17 protein-coding genes are annotated in these 16,642 nt (G+C 34.4%); 15 read left to right on the top strand and 2 right to left on the bottom strand.

Going from position 1 to position 16,642, the window contains the following annotated elements; translation table 11 throughout:
* Positions 1-114 precede the first annotated feature (114 nt).
* From D2K60_RS10550 to D2K60_RS10515, 8 genes are all read left to right on the top strand, one after another.
* On the top strand, positions 115-720 hold the full coding sequence (locus D2K60_RS10550) for a hypothetical protein (RefSeq protein WP_117169960.1): 606 nt from the start codon (positions 115-117) through the stop codon (positions 718-720).
* Positions 721-846: 126 nt separating this feature from the next.
* Entirely contained in the window at positions 847-1,404 is a 558-nt protein-coding gene (locus D2K60_RS10545; RefSeq protein WP_117169959.1) for a tyrosine-type recombinase/integrase, read from the top strand.
* A gap of 16 nt (positions 1,405-1,420) precedes the next feature.
* Positions 1,421-2,920 (top strand): potassium/proton antiporter, encoded by a 1,500-nt coding sequence (locus D2K60_RS10540; protein ID WP_117169958.1) that lies wholly within the window; start codon positions 1,421-1,423, stop codon positions 2,918-2,920.
* An 80-nt stretch (positions 2,921-3,000) separates the two neighbouring features.
* Positions 3,001-3,789 (top strand): alpha/beta hydrolase, encoded by a 789-nt coding sequence (locus D2K60_RS10535; RefSeq protein WP_117170385.1) that lies wholly within the window; start codon positions 3,001-3,003, stop codon positions 3,787-3,789.
* Between the two features lie 145 nt (positions 3,790-3,934).
* Positions 3,935-5,002: a C45 family autoproteolytic acyltransferase/hydrolase gene (locus tag D2K60_RS10530; protein WP_117170384.1), complete on the top strand. Its 1,068-nt coding sequence runs from the start codon at positions 3,935-3,937 to the stop codon at positions 5,000-5,002.
* A gap of 44 nt (positions 5,003-5,046) precedes the next feature.
* Positions 5,047-5,736 carry a response regulator transcription factor gene (locus tag D2K60_RS10525; protein WP_117169957.1) on the top strand — a complete coding sequence of 230 codons (690 nt, stop codon included), beginning with the start codon at positions 5,047-5,049 and terminating at the stop codon, positions 5,734-5,736.
* The gene (locus D2K60_RS10520; protein WP_117169956.1) at positions 5,733-7,082 is read left to right on the top strand and encodes a sensor histidine kinase; all 1,350 of its coding nucleotides are present in this window, start codon (positions 5,733-5,735) and stop codon (positions 7,080-7,082) included. The genes D2K60_RS10525 and D2K60_RS10520 overlap by 4 nt, the downstream gene beginning before the upstream one ends.
* Positions 7,083-7,173: 91 nt before the next feature.
* The gene (locus tag D2K60_RS10515; RefSeq protein WP_117169955.1) at positions 7,174-7,800 is read left to right on the top strand and encodes a PepSY domain-containing protein; all 627 of its coding nucleotides are present in this window, start codon (positions 7,174-7,176) and stop codon (positions 7,798-7,800) included.
* Between the two features lie 60 nt (positions 7,801-7,860).
* On the opposite strand, the gene D2K60_RS10510 is transcribed toward D2K60_RS10515, so the two are convergent.
* Positions 7,861-8,061, bottom strand: coding sequence for a cold-shock protein (locus D2K60_RS10510; RefSeq protein WP_112180617.1), 201 nt, complete (start codon positions 8,059-8,061; stop codon positions 7,861-7,863).
* A 298-nt stretch (positions 8,062-8,359) separates the two neighbouring features.
* Between D2K60_RS10510 and rlmN the strand changes: the two genes are divergently transcribed.
* Both rlmN and D2K60_RS10500 read left to right on the top strand, forming a co-directional pair.
* Complete coding sequence (gene rlmN, locus D2K60_RS10505) at positions 8,360-9,421, top strand: dual-specificity RNA methyltransferase RlmN (RefSeq protein ID WP_117169954.1); 1,062 nt, start codon at positions 8,360-8,362, stop codon at positions 9,419-9,421.
* Between the two features lie 101 nt (positions 9,422-9,522).
* On the top strand, positions 9,523-9,939 hold the full coding sequence (locus tag D2K60_RS10500) for a DUF4395 domain-containing protein (protein WP_117169953.1): 417 nt from the start codon (positions 9,523-9,525) through the stop codon (positions 9,937-9,939).
* A 101-nt stretch (positions 9,940-10,040) separates the two neighbouring features.
* Here the strand turns inward: D2K60_RS10500 and D2K60_RS10495 are convergent, their stop codons facing one another.
* Complete coding sequence (locus D2K60_RS10495) at positions 10,041-11,342, bottom strand: lysine N(6)-hydroxylase/L-ornithine N(5)-oxygenase family protein (RefSeq protein WP_117169952.1); 1,302 nt, start codon at positions 11,340-11,342, stop codon at positions 10,041-10,043.
* Positions 11,343-11,758: 416 nt separating this feature from the next.
* Here D2K60_RS10495 and D2K60_RS10490 point away from each other — a divergent pair, with 416 nt between their 5' ends.
* The 5 genes from D2K60_RS10490 to D2K60_RS10470 all read left to right on the top strand — a co-directional run bounded on the left by D2K60_RS10490 (position 11,759) and on the right by D2K60_RS10470 (position 16,637).
* Positions 11,759-13,054 (top strand): ABC transporter substrate-binding protein, encoded by a 1,296-nt coding sequence (locus D2K60_RS10490; protein ID WP_117169951.1) that lies wholly within the window; start codon positions 11,759-11,761, stop codon positions 13,052-13,054.
* A gap of 69 nt (positions 13,055-13,123) precedes the next feature.
* Positions 13,124-13,984 carry a carbohydrate ABC transporter permease gene (locus D2K60_RS10485; protein ID WP_117169950.1) on the top strand — a complete coding sequence of 287 codons (861 nt, stop codon included), beginning with the start codon at positions 13,124-13,126 and terminating at the stop codon, positions 13,982-13,984.
* Positions 13,984-14,799 (top strand): carbohydrate ABC transporter permease, encoded by an 816-nt coding sequence (locus D2K60_RS10480; RefSeq protein ID WP_117169949.1) that lies wholly within the window; start codon positions 13,984-13,986, stop codon positions 14,797-14,799. Before D2K60_RS10485 ends, D2K60_RS10480 begins: the two co-directional genes overlap by 1 nt.
* Positions 14,800-14,843: 44 nt before the next feature.
* Positions 14,844-15,860 (top strand): LacI family DNA-binding transcriptional regulator, encoded by a 1,017-nt coding sequence (locus D2K60_RS10475; protein WP_117169948.1) that lies wholly within the window; start codon positions 14,844-14,846, stop codon positions 15,858-15,860.
* Positions 15,861-15,968: 108 nt separating this feature from the next.
* Positions 15,969-16,637, top strand: coding sequence for a YesL family protein (locus D2K60_RS10470; protein WP_117169947.1), 669 nt, complete (start codon positions 15,969-15,971; stop codon positions 16,635-16,637).
* Positions 16,638-16,642 lie beyond the last annotated feature (5 nt).

Genomic DNA, 16,642 nt, shown 5'->3' with positions numbered 1-16,642 from the left:
CTGTAACTAAAAATAAATTTTTTGACAAATTTCACCGTTAGCTCCCTTTCAAGCGACAAAATATGCTAAAGTAATTATAGTTGTGATGAGCGGAGACAGTTTAGGGGGTTGGTTATGAATAAGTTTCGGATTATTTTTATTGGACTATTATTAATTTTAATGATTGGTTTAATGGTGCCATTAGTATTAAGTGGTCAGCCAGGGCAGCAAGAAGCTAAAAATGACGCTGAAGAAGACAAGCAATTAAGTGAAAGTGAAAAGACAATAAAATTGGTACAAGATATAAATAGAGGAATTGTTCTTAAAGATACAATCGAGATTGAAGAGATAGAGGAAGAGGAATCTGAAGAATTAGAATTAGATGATACGATCGATGATGATTCTACAGAAATTGCAGCGGAATCAACAGTTTCATCACAAGATCAGAGTAATTATAGTAGTGGTAATAGCAGTAGTTCTGTAAAAAAATCGAAAAGTTCAGTGATACCTAAAGAAACTACTAGCACGATAGATGATGAAGATGAAAATGAAAAGAAAAAAGTCGCTAAAAACGAAGAAGAAAAAGAAGTTGTGGAAAAAGTGGAAAAAGAAACTGTAGACAAAAAAGAACAAGATAATGATCAAGAACAGGAACAGGAACCAGAACCAGAACCAGAACCTGAACCTGATAAAGGACAAGATGAGTTGGAGAATGAACTTGAAGAAGAACCAAAAGGATAAAAATACCTATATTTAAAGTATGGAGTGCATTTCTCCATACTTTTTTATTTGATCAATGCGTATGATTTTAATGTTACATAAATATAAGTTATAATCATATTATGTAACATAAGGGGGTGTGATAACATGAGGACTGTAGAACCTATAAAACAAATAGATCAGTTAGAAGAAATGAAACGAATACTACATAAACGTTCAACTCGTGACTATTGCCTGTTTTTACTAGGTATTAATACAGGTATGCGAATCCATGATTTGATTCATATTCGTGTCGATCAGTTGCGAAATCAATATGGCGAATTTTATTCTTACTTACAAACATCAAGTTATTTTGATCCACCTATTTATTGCACCGAATCACTCCGAACGATAATCAATCAAGTAATAGAAGAATCAGACCTTAATCGAGATGATTTTCTGTTCAAATCACGTAAGTCGTCAGCTCCAATAACACGTCAACAAGCATACCGTATCATCCATTTTGCCGCAAAAGAAGCTGGAATAGATGAACCAATTGGTATGCACACACTTCGAAAAACGTTTGGTTATCATGCTTATATTAATGGCATTGCAATCTCCCTAATTCAAAAACGTCTACAACATCAAACAACAACTGAAACAAGGCATTATATCGGAATTTCAACAGTAAATAGCGCTATAATAAAACTGAATATTAATTTATAGAGAGGAGAAAACACGCATGGTTAATGGGATTTTTCAAACAGACTCGCTTATTTTGTTATTTGCAACCTTATTTATCCTAGGTGTATTTACAACTAAATTATCTTCCCGATTTGGGGTGCCAGCTTTAGTTTTATTTATTATGATTGGGATGATAATAGGTAGTGATATATTAGGAATCATCTACTTTGATGACGCGCAAACTGCGCAAGTAATTGGTATATTCGCCTTAATTATTATCTTATTTGAGGGTGGTTTACAAACAAATTGGAGTGACTTAAAGCCAGTAATGAAACCAGCATTATCACTAGCAACTTTTGGTGTATTGCTTACTTCAGCAATTATCGCTGTGGCAGCAAAGTACATATTAGATATTGATTGGCTTCTTGCTATGTTATTTGGTGCAATCGTCGGATCAACTGATGCAGCAGCGGTTTTTGCGGTTTTAAAAGAACAGCCGATAAAGAAAAGAATCGGCACAACGCTTGAAGCAGAATCGGGTTCCAATGATCCAATGGCTGTTTTCTTAACTGTTGCGATAATTGAACTAATTACGAATCCGAATACAAATATATTCTGGTTGATTATGACATTCTTTTTGCAAATTGGACTTGGTCTATTACTTGGCATTTTATTTGGAAAAGTAGCAGTTATTGCGATAAATAAAATTAACCTTGATTCAAGTGGCTTATATCCGATCTTTGCAATTTCTTTTGCGCTATTAGCATATGGTATAACATCTGCTGTAAATGGAAGCGGCTTACTCGCTGTATATGTGTTAGCGATTGTTATGGGCAACGCTGAAATTGCGTATCGCTTTTCCGTATTCCGTTTTTCTGAAGGATTCGCATGGATGATGCAGATTGTAATGTTTGTAATTTTAGGCTTACTTGTCTTTCCGTCTGAATTATTCGAATGGGAGATTATACTCCAAGGTATAACGATATCGATTATCTTAATGCTTGTTGCACGTCCTATCGCAGTAGCAATCTCAACCATTTATATGCATTTCACAAGAAAAGAACTGATCTTCTTATCCTGGGCAGGTTTAAAAGGTGCAGTACCAATTGTTTTAGCAACTTTTCCGTTACTTGCAGGTGTTGAAGGTAGCCAGCAAATTTTCAATGTTGTATTTTTTATCGTATTAACGAGTTGTCTCATTCAAGGTACGACAATCGCTCCGTTGGCTCAAAAGTTAGGACTATTTGGACCAAAGAAAACAACGCCGATTCATACACTAGAGTTAATATCGTTAGGAAAAGCCAATGCTGAAATGATTGAATATGAAATAGAAGAAGACGCTGCTATTGTTGGTAAAACATTAAATGATATTCCGTTTCCAACAGATACACTGGTTAATGCAATTATTAGAGAGGAGCAATTGGTTACACCAACAGGTGACACAACGATTGCTGCAGGTGATTTTCTATATATGTTAACCTCTCGTAAAAGCAAAAAAGCCTTGCGGTTATTATTAAATAGTAAGAATAAAATGACTAGTGAAGTTGTTGGGAAATAAACATGGTGATTATGTGCCAACTCTACCAAAATGTTCTATACTAGAATTAGCTTAAAATTTGAGGCAAAGGACTGATGTCAATGGCGCGTATCACATGCGATTTTTTCTCGGAAACACTTATGTTAAATACATCAATGACAGTAATTCTACCAGAGCAAACGGCTAATCAAATAGGCATGCAGAACAATAAAAGACAGGAACAAAAGCATTCAACACTCTATTTATTACATGGTTTCAGTGATGATCATACAATTTGGACACGTCGTACTTCTATTGAACGATATGTAGTGGAATTAGGAATAGCGGTAGTGATGCCAAATGTTGATCATAGTTTTTATACGGACATGAAGTATGGAAAAAAATATTGGACATTTATATCTGAAGAATTGCCTCGGATAGCACGCTCCTTTTTCTCGCTATCTGATAAACGGGAAGATAATTTTATTGCTGGTTTGTCCATGGGTGGTTATGGAGCAATGAAATGGGCTTTAAATAAACCAGATCAATTTGCTGCTGTCGCAACACTATCTGGTGTGTTAGATATTGCTAGTCATACAGTAGTCAATCAACAAGAGCCTAATCAGCTGGATGCAACATTTTATAACGCTTATGGAGACCAAGATTTAAAGGGAACGATGCATGATGTTTTAGATTTAATCAAAAAGGTTGATGCCTCAGGTGGTGAGAAACCTAAAATTTATCATGCTTGTGGCACGGAGGATTTTCTATATAAAGAAAATGTACTATTTAAAGAAGTTTGCGATCAAACGGATTTAGACGTCGTTTCAACTTTTGATAGTGGTTCGCATGAGTGGAATTATTGGGATTATCATATTCAACGCGTTCTTAAATGGCTCCCACTAACATAACTCAATACATATAAACGTTTTATCAGCATGTCCAAATAGTGTTTATATGGGAGTGTCTAACTTTTTGGTTAGATGCTTTTTTGGATATAATAAACGAAGTAATTGCTTCCTTAGATAATTAAACTGGAGAAAGATGGGATACTATTTGAAACAAATTTATAGCGATTTAATTGAATTTCGAGGTTCTCATTATGAATTTGGTCTAGAACAAGCGAAAGAATTAAAAGATTCTTTATATATTAAAAATCGTTTAAAACAGTGGAAAACTAGGAAACCGCGTTTTACGATTGATGAAAAAGAAGCAGAAGATGCGATTAAATCGTTTGCACCTGCTATTTGGCAAGAACTAGATGGGATAGCTGATGGCTTAGATTGGCCAATGCAAAAAGTTTTGCATGAATTTGGCGGTTATCGTCTTGATTATGACCGTTCTGGTTGTTCTATTATGACAGGCGACCATTACCTTGTACGTAATTATGACTATCACCCGAAAACTTATGATGGGCGTTTTGTTTTGTTTCAGCCGTCAGATGAGGGTTATGCGACGATGGGGGCAAGCCAACGAATCACTGGTCGTTCTGATGGTATTAATGAAAAAGGTTTAGTAATGGGTTATAATTTCATGCATCGGAAAAAGCCTGGTGAAGGATTTATTTGTGGTATGATTGGACGCTTTATTTTAGAAACGTGTGCGACCGCCTTAGAAGCAGTCGCATTATTAAAAGAAATGCCACATCGTCATTCATTCAGCTATATTCTCTATGACAAAACCCGAAAAACATATGTTGTAGAAGCAACACCTCGTAATGTAGTTGTTAGAGAATCAACAATATGTACCAATCATTTTAAGACAATGGAAGAGGAAAATCGTCATTACTTGGTTGACTCAAAACGTAGAGAAACGATATTGGCAAAAGAAGCTGGTTCGGGATTAAGTGGAAAGCAAGCATTTCAGTTATTAAATGGTCGTGCGCGTGGCATTTTCTCAGATGAGTATCGTAATTGGGCAGGAACGATACATACAACTGCATATTTTCCAGACAATTTAATAGGTTGGATCGCACTTGGTGCTGATCAAGCTCCAACAGAAATTGATTTTGGTCAGTGGATAAAAGGAGAGGCATTAGCTACTAATCGTATCAAGGGAGTGGTCGATACGGATATCCCATTTGCTCATATGGATGAGGGAGCGCATTGGCAACATAAAAAATGAAAGAATAAGTATGCTAAAATAAATAAAAAGCAGAAAAGCTGGTGATGACGTTGACTAAGATTTTGGTTGTAGAAGATGAAAAAAAGCTAGCACGTGTTTTGCAATTAGAATTAGAATATGAAAACTATCAACCAACGATTGTATATGATGGAAGAGCTGCATTGGATAAATTACAGAACGAAACGTTTGATTTGATCTTATTAGATATTATGCTTCCAGAATTAAGCGGTCTAGAGGTTGTAAGACACTTACGAAAAAAGGATCCAACCACACCAGTTATATTGTTAACAGCAAGAGATGCGGTCCATGATAAAGTTAGTGGTCTTGATCTAGGGGCAAATGATTACATTACAAAACCATTTCAGATTGAAGAATTGTTAGCTAGAATGCGGGTGCAGTTGCGAAAAAAAATAGAAGTAAACCGTGACAATAAACTTATAATTGACAAGCTTGTAATAGATCGTACTACTCGAGAGGTATTTTATGACTCAAACGCTATAGAATTGACAAAAAGAGAATTTGACTTGCTTGATTATTTAGCAACAAATCATAACCAAGCACTAAGTAGAGAACAATTGCTAAACCATGTGTGGGGTTATGCGTATATTGGAGAAACAAATGTTGTCGATGTTTACATAAGATATTTACGTATAAAAATTGATAAAGCATTTAATCAATCCTTTATTCATACTGTTCGTGGAATCGGATATATGTTGAAGGAACCACAGTCATGACCTTGCAGAAAAAAATAACCTTCGTTGCGACGGTACTCCTGTTAATTTTCATGTTATTCATTCATGCAGCAGTTTATTTATTATTCCAACATACAGTTGTAAGTGCAGAACTAGACCGAATTGATAGTGAAGCTGCAGTTATCTTAGAAGCTCTAGCAGAGGGGAATGAACAAGTAGAGGCTTCCGAATTATTAAAGGCATACGTTCCAGCAAGTGGAATGATCCGTGTGATAAGTCAGGAAGGTGATGTCATCCAAACAGTAACGAAAGATACAAATTTAACAGACATAGCAACATCTTTTAAGTCTAATGAAGAGAAAAAAATAATTGAAATCGATAATGATTATACATACGCAGTTATATCTATACCATTTATTTGGCAAACGGGTGAAGTCGTAACGATAGAAGTAATTGAAACGATTGAATATGTTGAGCAAACAATGCAAACATTACGGATTGTTTTACTTGTGGCTTCACTACTGATGATCTTACCAGCATGGCTAGGTGGTTTATGGGTTAGTAAATTGGTCGTTAAACCAATTCGCGTTTTGATTGAATCAATGAAAAAGAATCAACAGGATGGTACGTGGGAAAAAATAACGCATCAAAAGAAATCAAAAGATGAATTGTATCAATTAGAGGAAGCATATAATGCAATGATTAATCGACTACAAGCAAATTTTGAACAACAAGAACAATTTATATCAAATGCTTCACATGAATTAAAAACACCACTAGCAGTAATTTCGAGCTATACACAGCTATTAGAAAGACAAAGGAAAAAGAGACCTGAATTAGTTGAAGAAGCAATAGAAGCAATACAATTTGAGATAAAAAGAATGACAGCATTAACGAATCAAATGCTGTCATTAGCCTCAATAGATCAAGCTATTAAGCTTACGCTACAACCAACTAATATCATTTCTCTTTGTAAAGAAACAATAAAGACGTTTCGTGTTTCATTTAATCGGGAGATAAAGCTAACGATGGATGAACAGAACGTACTTGTATACTGTGATAAAGAAAAAATCAATCAAGTACTATATATACTGCTTGATAATGCTCAAAAGTATAGTAATGGACCGATAGCTGTCATCCTTAAAAAGGAGAAAAATAAAATTGTTATTTCTGTGAAAAATAAAGGCCAAGCAATTCCACAAGAATCACTAATTAAAATATTTGATCGCTTTTACCGCTTGGATAAAGCGCGAAACAGTGAAACTGGCGGAACAGGACTAGGGTTATCTATAGCAAAAATGATTATTCAAGCACATGATGGTGAAATTTATGCAGAAAGTGAGCAAGATAAAGGGACAACTATTATTTTTACGTTGCCATTTAAATAGAACTTTCTCATCAAATTCTAATCTTTCTTTAAAGATTCTCTAATCTTAATTTTGTATACTTAAGATATTCAGTTAAGAGGAGGAAGTAATTATGAAAAAAGTTAAGGGAACAAAAAAACAGTGGTTATCCATTTTAAGTATTGGCTTAATTGTGATAATCGGGTTAGTTGTTTACCAAGTTAATGTCACAAGTGCGGATGCGAAGCTATCAATGGAACAAGCTGAAAATAAAGCAACTACACAGTATCCTGGAGAAGTAGTCTCCATTGAGTTAGATGATGATGGAATCAGTAAGAAGTATGAAATTGAAATTAAAGGAACAGGAAAATATTATGATTTAGAGTTGGATGCTGATACTGGAGAAGTATTAGAGTTAAAGGAAAAAACTGTTTCAAATGCAACAACTGGTAACGAAGGAGATAAAGTCAACCAATCATCATCCGAAGATCAAACAGAAACTAGAAGTAATGATGCTGAAGCTGATGATGAAGAAACAGAAAATAACCAAACATCGAATGTGATTATTTCTACAACAGAAGCTCGAGAAATTGCAACTAGTGAAGCGGAAGGTACAATTGTCGATTTAGAACTAGATGAAGATGATGGTTACACAGTATATGAGATCGAAATGCACAGCGCCACCCAAGAGATTGATATCGAAATTGATGCATATACAGGTGAAGTACTTGTAATTTCGATGGAGGCTCTCGATGACTAAAGTAAGACACAAAAAAACGAACCAGATTAATCTGGTTCGTTTTTTATTTAATAGCTGTTATTAGTTTTTTTCAACGTTAGCAGCTTGTGGTCCACGGTTGCCTTCTTCGATGTCGAATGTTACAGTTTGACCCTCTTCAAGTGTCTTAAAGCCTTCGCCTTGAATTGCAGAGAAGTGAACGAATACATCGTCTTGTCCTTCTACTTCAATAAATCCAAAACCTTTGTCTGCGTTAAACCATTTTACTGTTCCTTGTGCCATATTACTTTTCCTCCTAGTGTGGATCGTCCACACAATGTATTACTATTCTTGCTCATGCATCAAAACGAAAACTTTCACGTTGCTAGTTACTTGAAGTGTTTTGTCGAACAAAATAGCTAAGTTCATTATAACAAGTGATTTTCCAAAAAGCAACGTTTTGCCAAAAAAAATTAAAAGGGAATTTTCAAAATACAAAGAAATTAATCTTAAATTGGCTATAATACTTGATAGATGGGATGATTGTATGTAGTATAGATAAAGGAGTTTTTTATTAATAAGGATTAAAAGAGGGGTAACTATGAGCGACAAATATTCCATTTATGGATTGACACAAGATAAGCTTACAGACTGGTTAATGGACCATGGTCAAAAAAAGTTTCGTGCAACACAAGTTTGGGATTGGTTGTATAAAAAGCGTGTAACAACGTTTGAAGCTATGACAAATCTAAATGAAGAATGTATTGCTTTATTAAAAGCTAATTTTTATATAGAATCTTTGACAGAAGATTTAAAACTTGAATCAAAAGATGGAACAATCAAATTTTTATTTAAACTGGGAGATGGTAATTTAATTGAAACGGTATTAATGCGCTTTTCCTATGGTTTATCTGTTTGTGTAACAACACAAGTAGGCTGTAATATTGGCTGTACATTTTGCGCAAGTGGTTTACTAACGAAAAACCGTGATCTCTCAGGTGGGGAGATAGTTGAACAAATTATGAAAGTGCAACATCATTTAGATGAATTAAATAATGGTGATCGTGTTAGCCATATTGTTATTATGGGAATTGGCGAACCGTTTGATAATTACGCTAACACAATGGATTTCTTACGTGTTGTGAATGACCAACAGGGTCTATCAATTGGTGCGAGACACATTACTTTATCTACAAGTGGTTTAGCACATAAGATTCGTGACTTTGCGAATGAGAATTTCCAAGTCAACTTAGCTGTTTCCTTACACGCTCCTAATGATGAATTGCGTACACGTATTATGAAAATTAACAAAGCATTCCCACTTGCTAAGTTAATGGATGCAGTTGATTATTATTTGGAGAAAACGAATCGACGGATTACGTTTGAATATATTTTACTGAAAGATGTAAATGATCATCAAGAAGAAGCTGTCCAATTAGCAAAACTCTTGAAAAATAAACGTCATCTATCCTATGTGAATTTGATTCCGTATAACCCTGTTGAGGATAACCAATATGACCGTAGTGAAAAGGATGCGATTGTCTCCTTTTATGAAACACTATTAAATGCTGGAATCAATTGTGGTGTACGTGTTGAACAAGGTTCCGATATTGATGCAGCATGTGGACAATTACGTAGTAAGCAAATGAAAAAGGCTAATTAACTCAAAACCACACGTCTTATTATAAGACGTGTGGTTTTTAAATCATAATGCTTTATTCCGATTAAACAAGTGTGTATAATAAGTTTAAAGGGGATGAAGAGATGACTATTCCAAAACCATTAGTCCAATTAAACCAATCTTTCATTGTTATTACCGTAGTAATCGCATTACTCTTTGCAAAGCCAATTCTATTTATACCATTTATAATAGGTGTATATACGTTATCAACTAAGAAAAATCCAATCATTCTATTAGGTAAAAGGTTTTTAAAAAAACCAATAAACAGTTATCAAAAAGAAGATAAGGATCAACAACTGTTTAATCAATGGATCGCAACAATTTGTTTAGGGTTATCGCTATTATTTTTTGCTCTTAATTTAAATGTTTTAGGCTATATCTTTAGTGTTATGGTTGTATTAGCCGCAGGGATTGCTTTAATGGGTTACTGCATTGGTTGTACGATTCGCTACCGCTATATGATGTGGAAATATAACCGTACAAAAAAACAGTCTGCATAATTGACACAACATTGAACAATATCCAAGTTTAATCAGAAGAGACCAAATCAAAAGTGATTTGATCTCTTCTTTCACATGTTTTTCCCAAAGCAGTACAATTTTTATTGGTCGGTTTTAAATTGGATAAATGTATTTCTACGTATAAGCGGATAAACTTCCCAGCCTGCTATCGTATTAATAATGCTAATATTTCGATCGACAGCTAAACCTAAATTAGTCGCGCCGGTACCATGTGAATGCTCTAAATTTGTTAAGACAAAGAAGCGAGCAGGGTGCTCATCTTCATTAAATACGAGTTGATAATCCCTTGTTACTTGGTAATTTAAGTCATCTTCCCAAATGATTTTATCTTTGTATTGTTTGAAGAACCAGTCTGGTATATCGGGTTTGTAACCTGTAGCAAGTATAATTTTATCACTTGTATGTGGAAATTGTTTATCCTCTTGCCATTGGTGACACTGCAATTGATAGTTTTTCTCTTTTGGTTTGATACCTTTTACTTCCGTAGACGGCTGAATTGTAACGTTTGGATTTTCTCCTCCGACCGATTGGTGATAGAGTAGCTCATAAATTTTATGTAAGGTAGTTTGGTCAATACCCTTACGGAGCTGACTAAGTTCTTCTAATACTTTCAATCTTTCTTTATAAGATAGGGCGTGAAAATAATCAACATAGTCAGGGGTGAATACTTCCTGTCCTATTTTAGATTCGTCTAATTGAAACAAACCAGTAGAGCGAGTGAGCCACGAGAGATGATAGTGATGAAATTTTTGTTCATGAAGCAAATCATAAAAAACTTCTGCAGCGCTTTGACCTGAACCGATAATCGTAATTGATTTTGCTTTTTGGGTTTCTGTTTTATGGTTTAAATAATGATTCGTATGAAATACATCTTCTGAAGGCAAGTTTTCCATGCCGTCAAGTTCAAGTGGTTTACTTCCAGTACCTAACACAACATGTTTCGCTTGATAGCACTTCACTTGCTCCTCATCCCAATGCTTCACTTTAACAACATAATGTGTGTGATGATCGATTACATCAACCACTTCAGAATGAAAAAAACAATTCGGTAATTGCTCAGCTACCCATCGCCCATATGCATCATACTCTTTCCTAGGTATATCGAGTTTTCGAAAAAAGTAAAAGGGATAGAGTCGATTTTGTGTGTGCAAGTAATTTATATATGTATACTGGCTTCTAGGATTAGCGAATGTTACCAGATCAGCAAGAAACGAAACTTGTAAGTCTGTGCCATCGATGAGCATACCAGGGTGCCAATGAAATACTTGGGTTTGATCAAAAAACACCGCATTTAATTCTGTTTGTTCATCTATTAATGCTGCTAAGCCTAAATTATAGGGACCGATACCAATGCCAATAAAATCATAGGTAGTTGTTTTCATCTGGAAAACCTTCTTTCATTCATAAGTATAGTGTTGTATACCCAAAAGGTAATACTCTCAATCTAAATGAATTATAATAACGCAACTTGCTCATTACTTTAAGTTTGAATGTTTCGTGCACACGTTTGCTTTATTTTAATATATATAAAGCATTAAATGATGGGATATTGTGATAAATGAGTAGATTCAATCATATCAATAGATGAAAGCATATGGTAATAAAAACCTGCATTAAAATAATGTAAGCGGTTAATTTGTTTTAAAAAAGTGGTTGCTTTATAAAAAAGCATATGGTATTGTTTGTTTATACAAGTTAATGCAAACGATTGCTTAAATTCGAAAATGAAGTAATTAGCAAACCACTACATTAATTTGTAAAACATTTTCTTTATTATATAGAAAAGGGGAGATTTACAATGAAGAACAAAAAATTTCTATTTTTATCTTTTGCTTTAGTTTTAAGCTTATTGCTAGCAGCTTGCGGATCTGACGACAGTAGTTCAGAAGATAGTGACACAGCAGAAGGAGATAAAGTAAGTATTGAGATATTCCAAGGGAAAGTAGAGTTTAAAGATCAATTTGAAGAATTAGTTGCTACGTATGAAGAAGAAAACCCAAATGTTTCAATTACAGTTGAAACTGTAGGTGGAGGAACTGATTATGCTCCAGTACTAAAATCAGCATTTTCTTCTGGTGATGCGCCAGATATTTTTAATGTAACTGGGCCACAAGATGTAATCGATTACAAGGAATACTTAACAGATCTTTCTGACACAGCAGCAGCTCAAGCAGCTCTAGAAGGTACATTGACAGCAGTTACAGATGGTGATCAAATTCTTGGTCTGCCATTTAATCAGGAAGGTTATGGTTTAGTTTATAATAAACGTATTTTTGAAGAAGCTGGTATTAATGCAGAAGAAATATTAACTTTTGAAGATTTAGAAGAAGCAGTGAAAACAATAGATAGTATGAAAGAAGAATTAGATTTAGAAGGTGTATTTGCATTACCTGGTAAAGAAGCATGGGTTATGGGTGACCATTTAGCAAATGCATTCTTAGCACCTGAATTCAATCACGATATTATGGAAGCGTTTAATGCAGAAACAGTAACATTTGAAAGAGGAGACGAGATGAAACGTTTTCTTGATTTGCAAGCAGAATATTCAGTTGGACCTGTGCTTAGTCTTGATTATTCACAACAAGTCGAAGAGAACTTTTCACTTGAGCGTGTAGCAATCATTCAACAAGGTAACTGGGTTTATCCTTCTGTTCAACAAATGGATGAAGAGTTAGCTCAGAATATTGGTATGTTACCAATTCCAGTTGAGGGATTAGAAGGACGTCTTCCAGTTGGTGTACCAAATAACTGGGCAGTAAATAATGAAGGAACAGATGCAGAAATTCAAGCATCAAAAGATTTCTTAGATTGGATGTATACATCTGAAGAAGGTAAGAGATCCGTAATAGAAGACTTTAAGTTCATTCCTGCTTATGAAGGTTATGATACTGACCTAATCACTGATCCACTATCAAAAGATGTCTATACGTATTCTGAAGCAGGTAATACAATTGGATGGATCTTCGGTGGATACCCAAGTAACCCATGGGGAACAGACGTAATGGGGTCAAACATGCAACGCTATTTAGCTGATGACATGACATGGGAAGAAGTAATTGAAGATTCAATTGCGAAATGGGAAGAAAAGAGATAAGTAACTAACATATAGAATCAAGCGATGTTTACGCATCGCTTGATATTTTCATAAATGGAGGGGATCAAGGTGCGGAATCGTGATCTAGCTTTTTGGTTATTTTTAACGCCTGTTTTATTAGGTTTAGGATTAGTTGTAATTGTCCCATTACTATACGGTACGATATATTCCTTTACAGATTGGAATGGCTTAACAGCAAATAAGTTTATCGGATTTGAACATTATATTAATTTGTTTCAAGATAAGGGTTTTTTAAACTCGATTTGGTTCACGATAAAATTTTCGGTAGTAACGATATTTTTGCTTAATTTCTTTGGTATGGGCTTAGCGTTACTTGTGACAAGAAAATTAAAATCAGCTAACTTTTTACGGACCATCTTTTTCATGCCTAACTTAATTGGTGGTTTAATTTTAGGGTTTATCTGGCAGTTTATTTTCGTTAGTGTATTTGATGATGCAGGTCAATTACTAGGAATTGAAAGTTTACAAGGTTGGTTATCAACAACTGGTACTGGTTTTTGGGGCTTAGTTATCTTAACAGTATGGCAAATGTCCGGTTATATCATGATCATTTATATTGCGTATTTACAAAACATTCCAAACGAATTAATAGAATCATCCAAAATTGATGGTGCTAATAGTTTCCAACGTTTTCGAAGTATTATATTTCCGTTAGTCGCGCCAGCTTTTACAGTTAGTATGTTTTTAACGTTATCAACATCGTTTAAAATGTATGATCAAAACTTATCATTAACGGGTGGTGGCCCTTTTGAATCAACGCAAATGGTGGCAATGAATATTGTTAGAACGGCATTTGGTGCTAATGAAATGGCTTATGGACAGGCTAAAGCAGTGATATTTTTCATTATCGTAGCAGTAATATCATTAACGCAAGTATACTACAACAAGAAACGGGAGGTTGACATGTAATGAAGGATAAGAGAAAAAAATATCTTGGAGAAATATTAGCCGTATTACTTGGTTTAATCTGGATTTCCCCGTTCTATTTAATGCTAGTTAATGCATTTAAATCAAAAAGAGAAATTTTTACTGATGTTTTAGGTTTACCAGAAGGTCTAGAAACAACGAACTTTGTTGAGGCATTTATTGATTTAGACTTTATCAACTCTTTGCTGAATTCACTAATTGTTACAGGTGTAAGTATTACCATTATTGTATTTTTCTCTTCTATGGCGGGCTACGCGCTAGCGCGAAATAAAAGTAAGTTAAGTGCACTTATTTTAATGCTGTTCGTTGGTGCAATGTTAATCCCATTCCAGTCTGTTATGATACCATTAGTGGCATTATTCGGTAAAGTTGAATTACTAAATCGTTATGGTCTTATTTTCATGTATTTAGGTTTTGGATCAAGTTTATCCATTTTCTTATACCATGGAGCGATGACTGGAATTTCACGCTCACTTGATGAGGCAGCGATTATCGATGGTGCAAATAAATTTCAAACATTCCGTTACATTATCTTTCCATTATTAAAACCAATCTCGATGACAGTTGGGATTTTAAATGTAATATGGATCTGGAATGACTATCTATTACCATCTCTTGTATTAAGTGATAGTAATGCGACGATACCACTAAAAATGTTTTATTTCTTTGGGCAGTATACGAAACAATGGCATTTAGCATTAGCTGGTTTAACGATAGCAATTATCCCAGTAGTCATTGGTTATTTCTTTGCTCAGAAACAAATTATTGCAGGAGTAGCTGAAGGTGCTGTAAAATAATAGTATTAACTAATTGAATTTAGTAGCATAAAGTAGGTGGAGAGATGGCAGTTACAATAAAAGATGTAGCTAAAGAGGCAAATGTAGCAACATCAACGGTTTCACGTGTTATTTCAGATAGTCCCAATATTAGTGATAAAACAAAACGAAAAGTACGTAAAGTAATGGAAGAAATGGGTTATTATATTAACTTGAATGCTCGAGTCTTAGTACAACAGTCGACACAAACTATTGGAATTGTAATGAAAAACTCAACGATTGAGTCCCTACATGATCCGTTTTTTCCAGTAGTATTACAAGGAATTAGTTCTTATGCAAACAAGCAAGACTTTAATATTAGTATTACTACTGGCGATACTGAAGAAGCGATTTTTCACGATGTAGAGAAGATGGTACAGGGTAAACGTGTTGATGGTATGGTAGTCACATATTCTAAAGCGAATGACAAGGTTGTTCCCTATTTATTAAAACGTGGTATTCCCTTTGTAGTAGTAGGTAAGCCGGTTGTACACACAAACGAAATCATGTACGTCAATAATGATAATGTGCAAGCAGCAAAAGATGCAACAGAATACCTAATCAAATTAGGACATGAGAAGATTGCATTTATTGGTGGAGATAATGAATTTGAAGTGGCAATTTCAAGATTAAGTGGTTATCGAGAAGCAATGAAATCACATATAGATTTGTTGAATGAAGCTTATATTAAAGAGGCACCAAGTTTGGATTCGATAGAAATAATTATGTCTGAATTATTAGCGTTACCGGATAGACCAACTGCTATTATAGGAACAGATGATTTAGCTTCCTTGCACATTATGTCTGTATTACGAAAAATGAATGTCCGAGTTCCAGAAGACATTAGTTTGATCAGTTTTAATAATACCATGATTGCACATTTAGCAAATCCTAGCTTAACTTCGGTTGATACGAATGTTTTTCAGCTTGGTTATGAAGCTGCACGTTGTCTGATAGAGGAGATAAAGGAACCATCAACATATGCTAAAAGTATCATTATACCAACTAAGATAGAGATAAGAGATTCCACGACTACTATATAAAATGAAGCGATTTTTTTTAATGGATTAAGCAAACGTTTGCCTATTATTTGCATAAAAATTGCTATGTAACGAAGAACAATTTTAGATAATTAAAGGAGTAGAGATGTAATGAATACAATGATGAGCGGACTTTTCAGAATGACAGAATGGATAATGCGATTTTCCGTTGTAAATCTATTGTGGCTAGCCTTTAATTTACCAATTGTTTTGTTACTAGTAAGTGCAATCTATGCAGAAGGAGTTTCGCCAGTTTTTGCTTTTATTCCAATCATAATTCTTGCACCATTTCTGTTCTTTCCCGCAACAACAGCGATGTTTGCAATGGTAAGGGATTGGATTATGGAAAAGGAGCAGAAGTTTCTAATTTTTAGTTATTGGAAATATTACCGAGCGAACTATAAAAATAGCTTAATTAGTGGTTTAGTATTAACGTTGGTTTGGACAGTATTAGTAGTTGATTTTTACTTCTTCCAGCAAGAAAATGTTATTTTATTTTTCACATTTATCCTATTTGGAATTGTGTTATATGTTTACACACTTGTATTTTTCTCTGTACTTGTACACTATGACATTAAATTAAGAGCGGTGTTTAAAAATTCACTTTCACTAACATTAGGCAGTCCAATTCTTTTTATAGCGGTACTAGTTACTAGTTTAATTATTTTATATGTGAGTATAAATGGCATGCTGTTTTTACTAGTATTCTTTACTGGTAGTTTAATTGCTTTTATTTCATTCGCAGCATTTTACCGTCTATATATCAAATTAACTAACTAACGTAA

This window comes from Paraliobacillus sediminis (genome assembly GCF_003426055.1).
Note: the sequence above shows the minus strand (reverse complement) of the source record. Positions and strands in the feature narration are given on the sequence as shown.

Excerpts from the sequence above, each read along its gene's own strand:
- D2K60_RS10525 (WP_117169957.1), top strand. The coding sequence starts at position 5,047 with ATGACGTTGACTAAGATTTTGGTTGTAGAAGATGAAAAAAAGCTAGCA.
- D2K60_RS10500 (WP_117169953.1), top strand. The coding sequence starts at position 9,523 with ATGACTATTCCAAAACCATTAGTCCAATTAAACCAATCTTTCATTGTT.
- rlmN (WP_117169954.1), top strand. The coding sequence starts at position 8,360 with ATGAGCGACAAATATTCCATTTATGGATTGACACAAGATAAGCTTACA.
- D2K60_RS10470 (WP_117169947.1), top strand. The coding sequence starts at position 15,969 with ATGAATACAATGATGAGCGGACTTTTCAGAATGACAGAATGGATAATG.
- D2K60_RS10515 (WP_117169955.1), top strand. The coding sequence starts at position 7,174 with ATGAAAAAAGTTAAGGGAACAAAAAAACAGTGGTTATCCATTTTAAGT.
- D2K60_RS10550 (WP_117169960.1), top strand. The coding sequence starts at position 115 with ATGAATAAGTTTCGGATTATTTTTATTGGACTATTATTAATTTTAATG.
- D2K60_RS10520 (WP_117169956.1), top strand. The coding sequence starts at position 5,733 with ATGACCTTGCAGAAAAAAATAACCTTCGTTGCGACGGTACTCCTGTTA.
- D2K60_RS10545 (WP_117169959.1), top strand. The coding sequence starts at position 847 with ATGAGGACTGTAGAACCTATAAAACAAATAGATCAGTTAGAAGAAATG.
- D2K60_RS10495 (WP_117169952.1), bottom strand. The coding sequence starts at position 11,342 with ATGAAAACAACTACCTATGATTTTATTGGCATTGGTATCGGTCCCTAT.
- D2K60_RS10510 (WP_112180617.1), bottom strand. The coding sequence starts at position 8,061 with ATGGCACAAGGAACAGTAAAATGGTTTAACGCAGACAAAGGTTTTGGA.
- D2K60_RS10540 (WP_117169958.1), top strand. The coding sequence starts at position 1,421 with ATGGTTAATGGGATTTTTCAAACAGACTCGCTTATTTTGTTATTTGCA.
- D2K60_RS10535 (WP_117170385.1), top strand. The coding sequence starts at position 3,001 with ATGGCGCGTATCACATGCGATTTTTTCTCGGAAACACTTATGTTAAAT.
- D2K60_RS10490 (WP_117169951.1), top strand. The coding sequence starts at position 11,759 with ATGAAGAACAAAAAATTTCTATTTTTATCTTTTGCTTTAGTTTTAAGC.
- D2K60_RS10475 (WP_117169948.1), top strand. The coding sequence starts at position 14,844 with ATGGCAGTTACAATAAAAGATGTAGCTAAAGAGGCAAATGTAGCAACA.
- D2K60_RS10480 (WP_117169949.1), top strand. The coding sequence starts at position 13,984 with ATGAAGGATAAGAGAAAAAAATATCTTGGAGAAATATTAGCCGTATTA.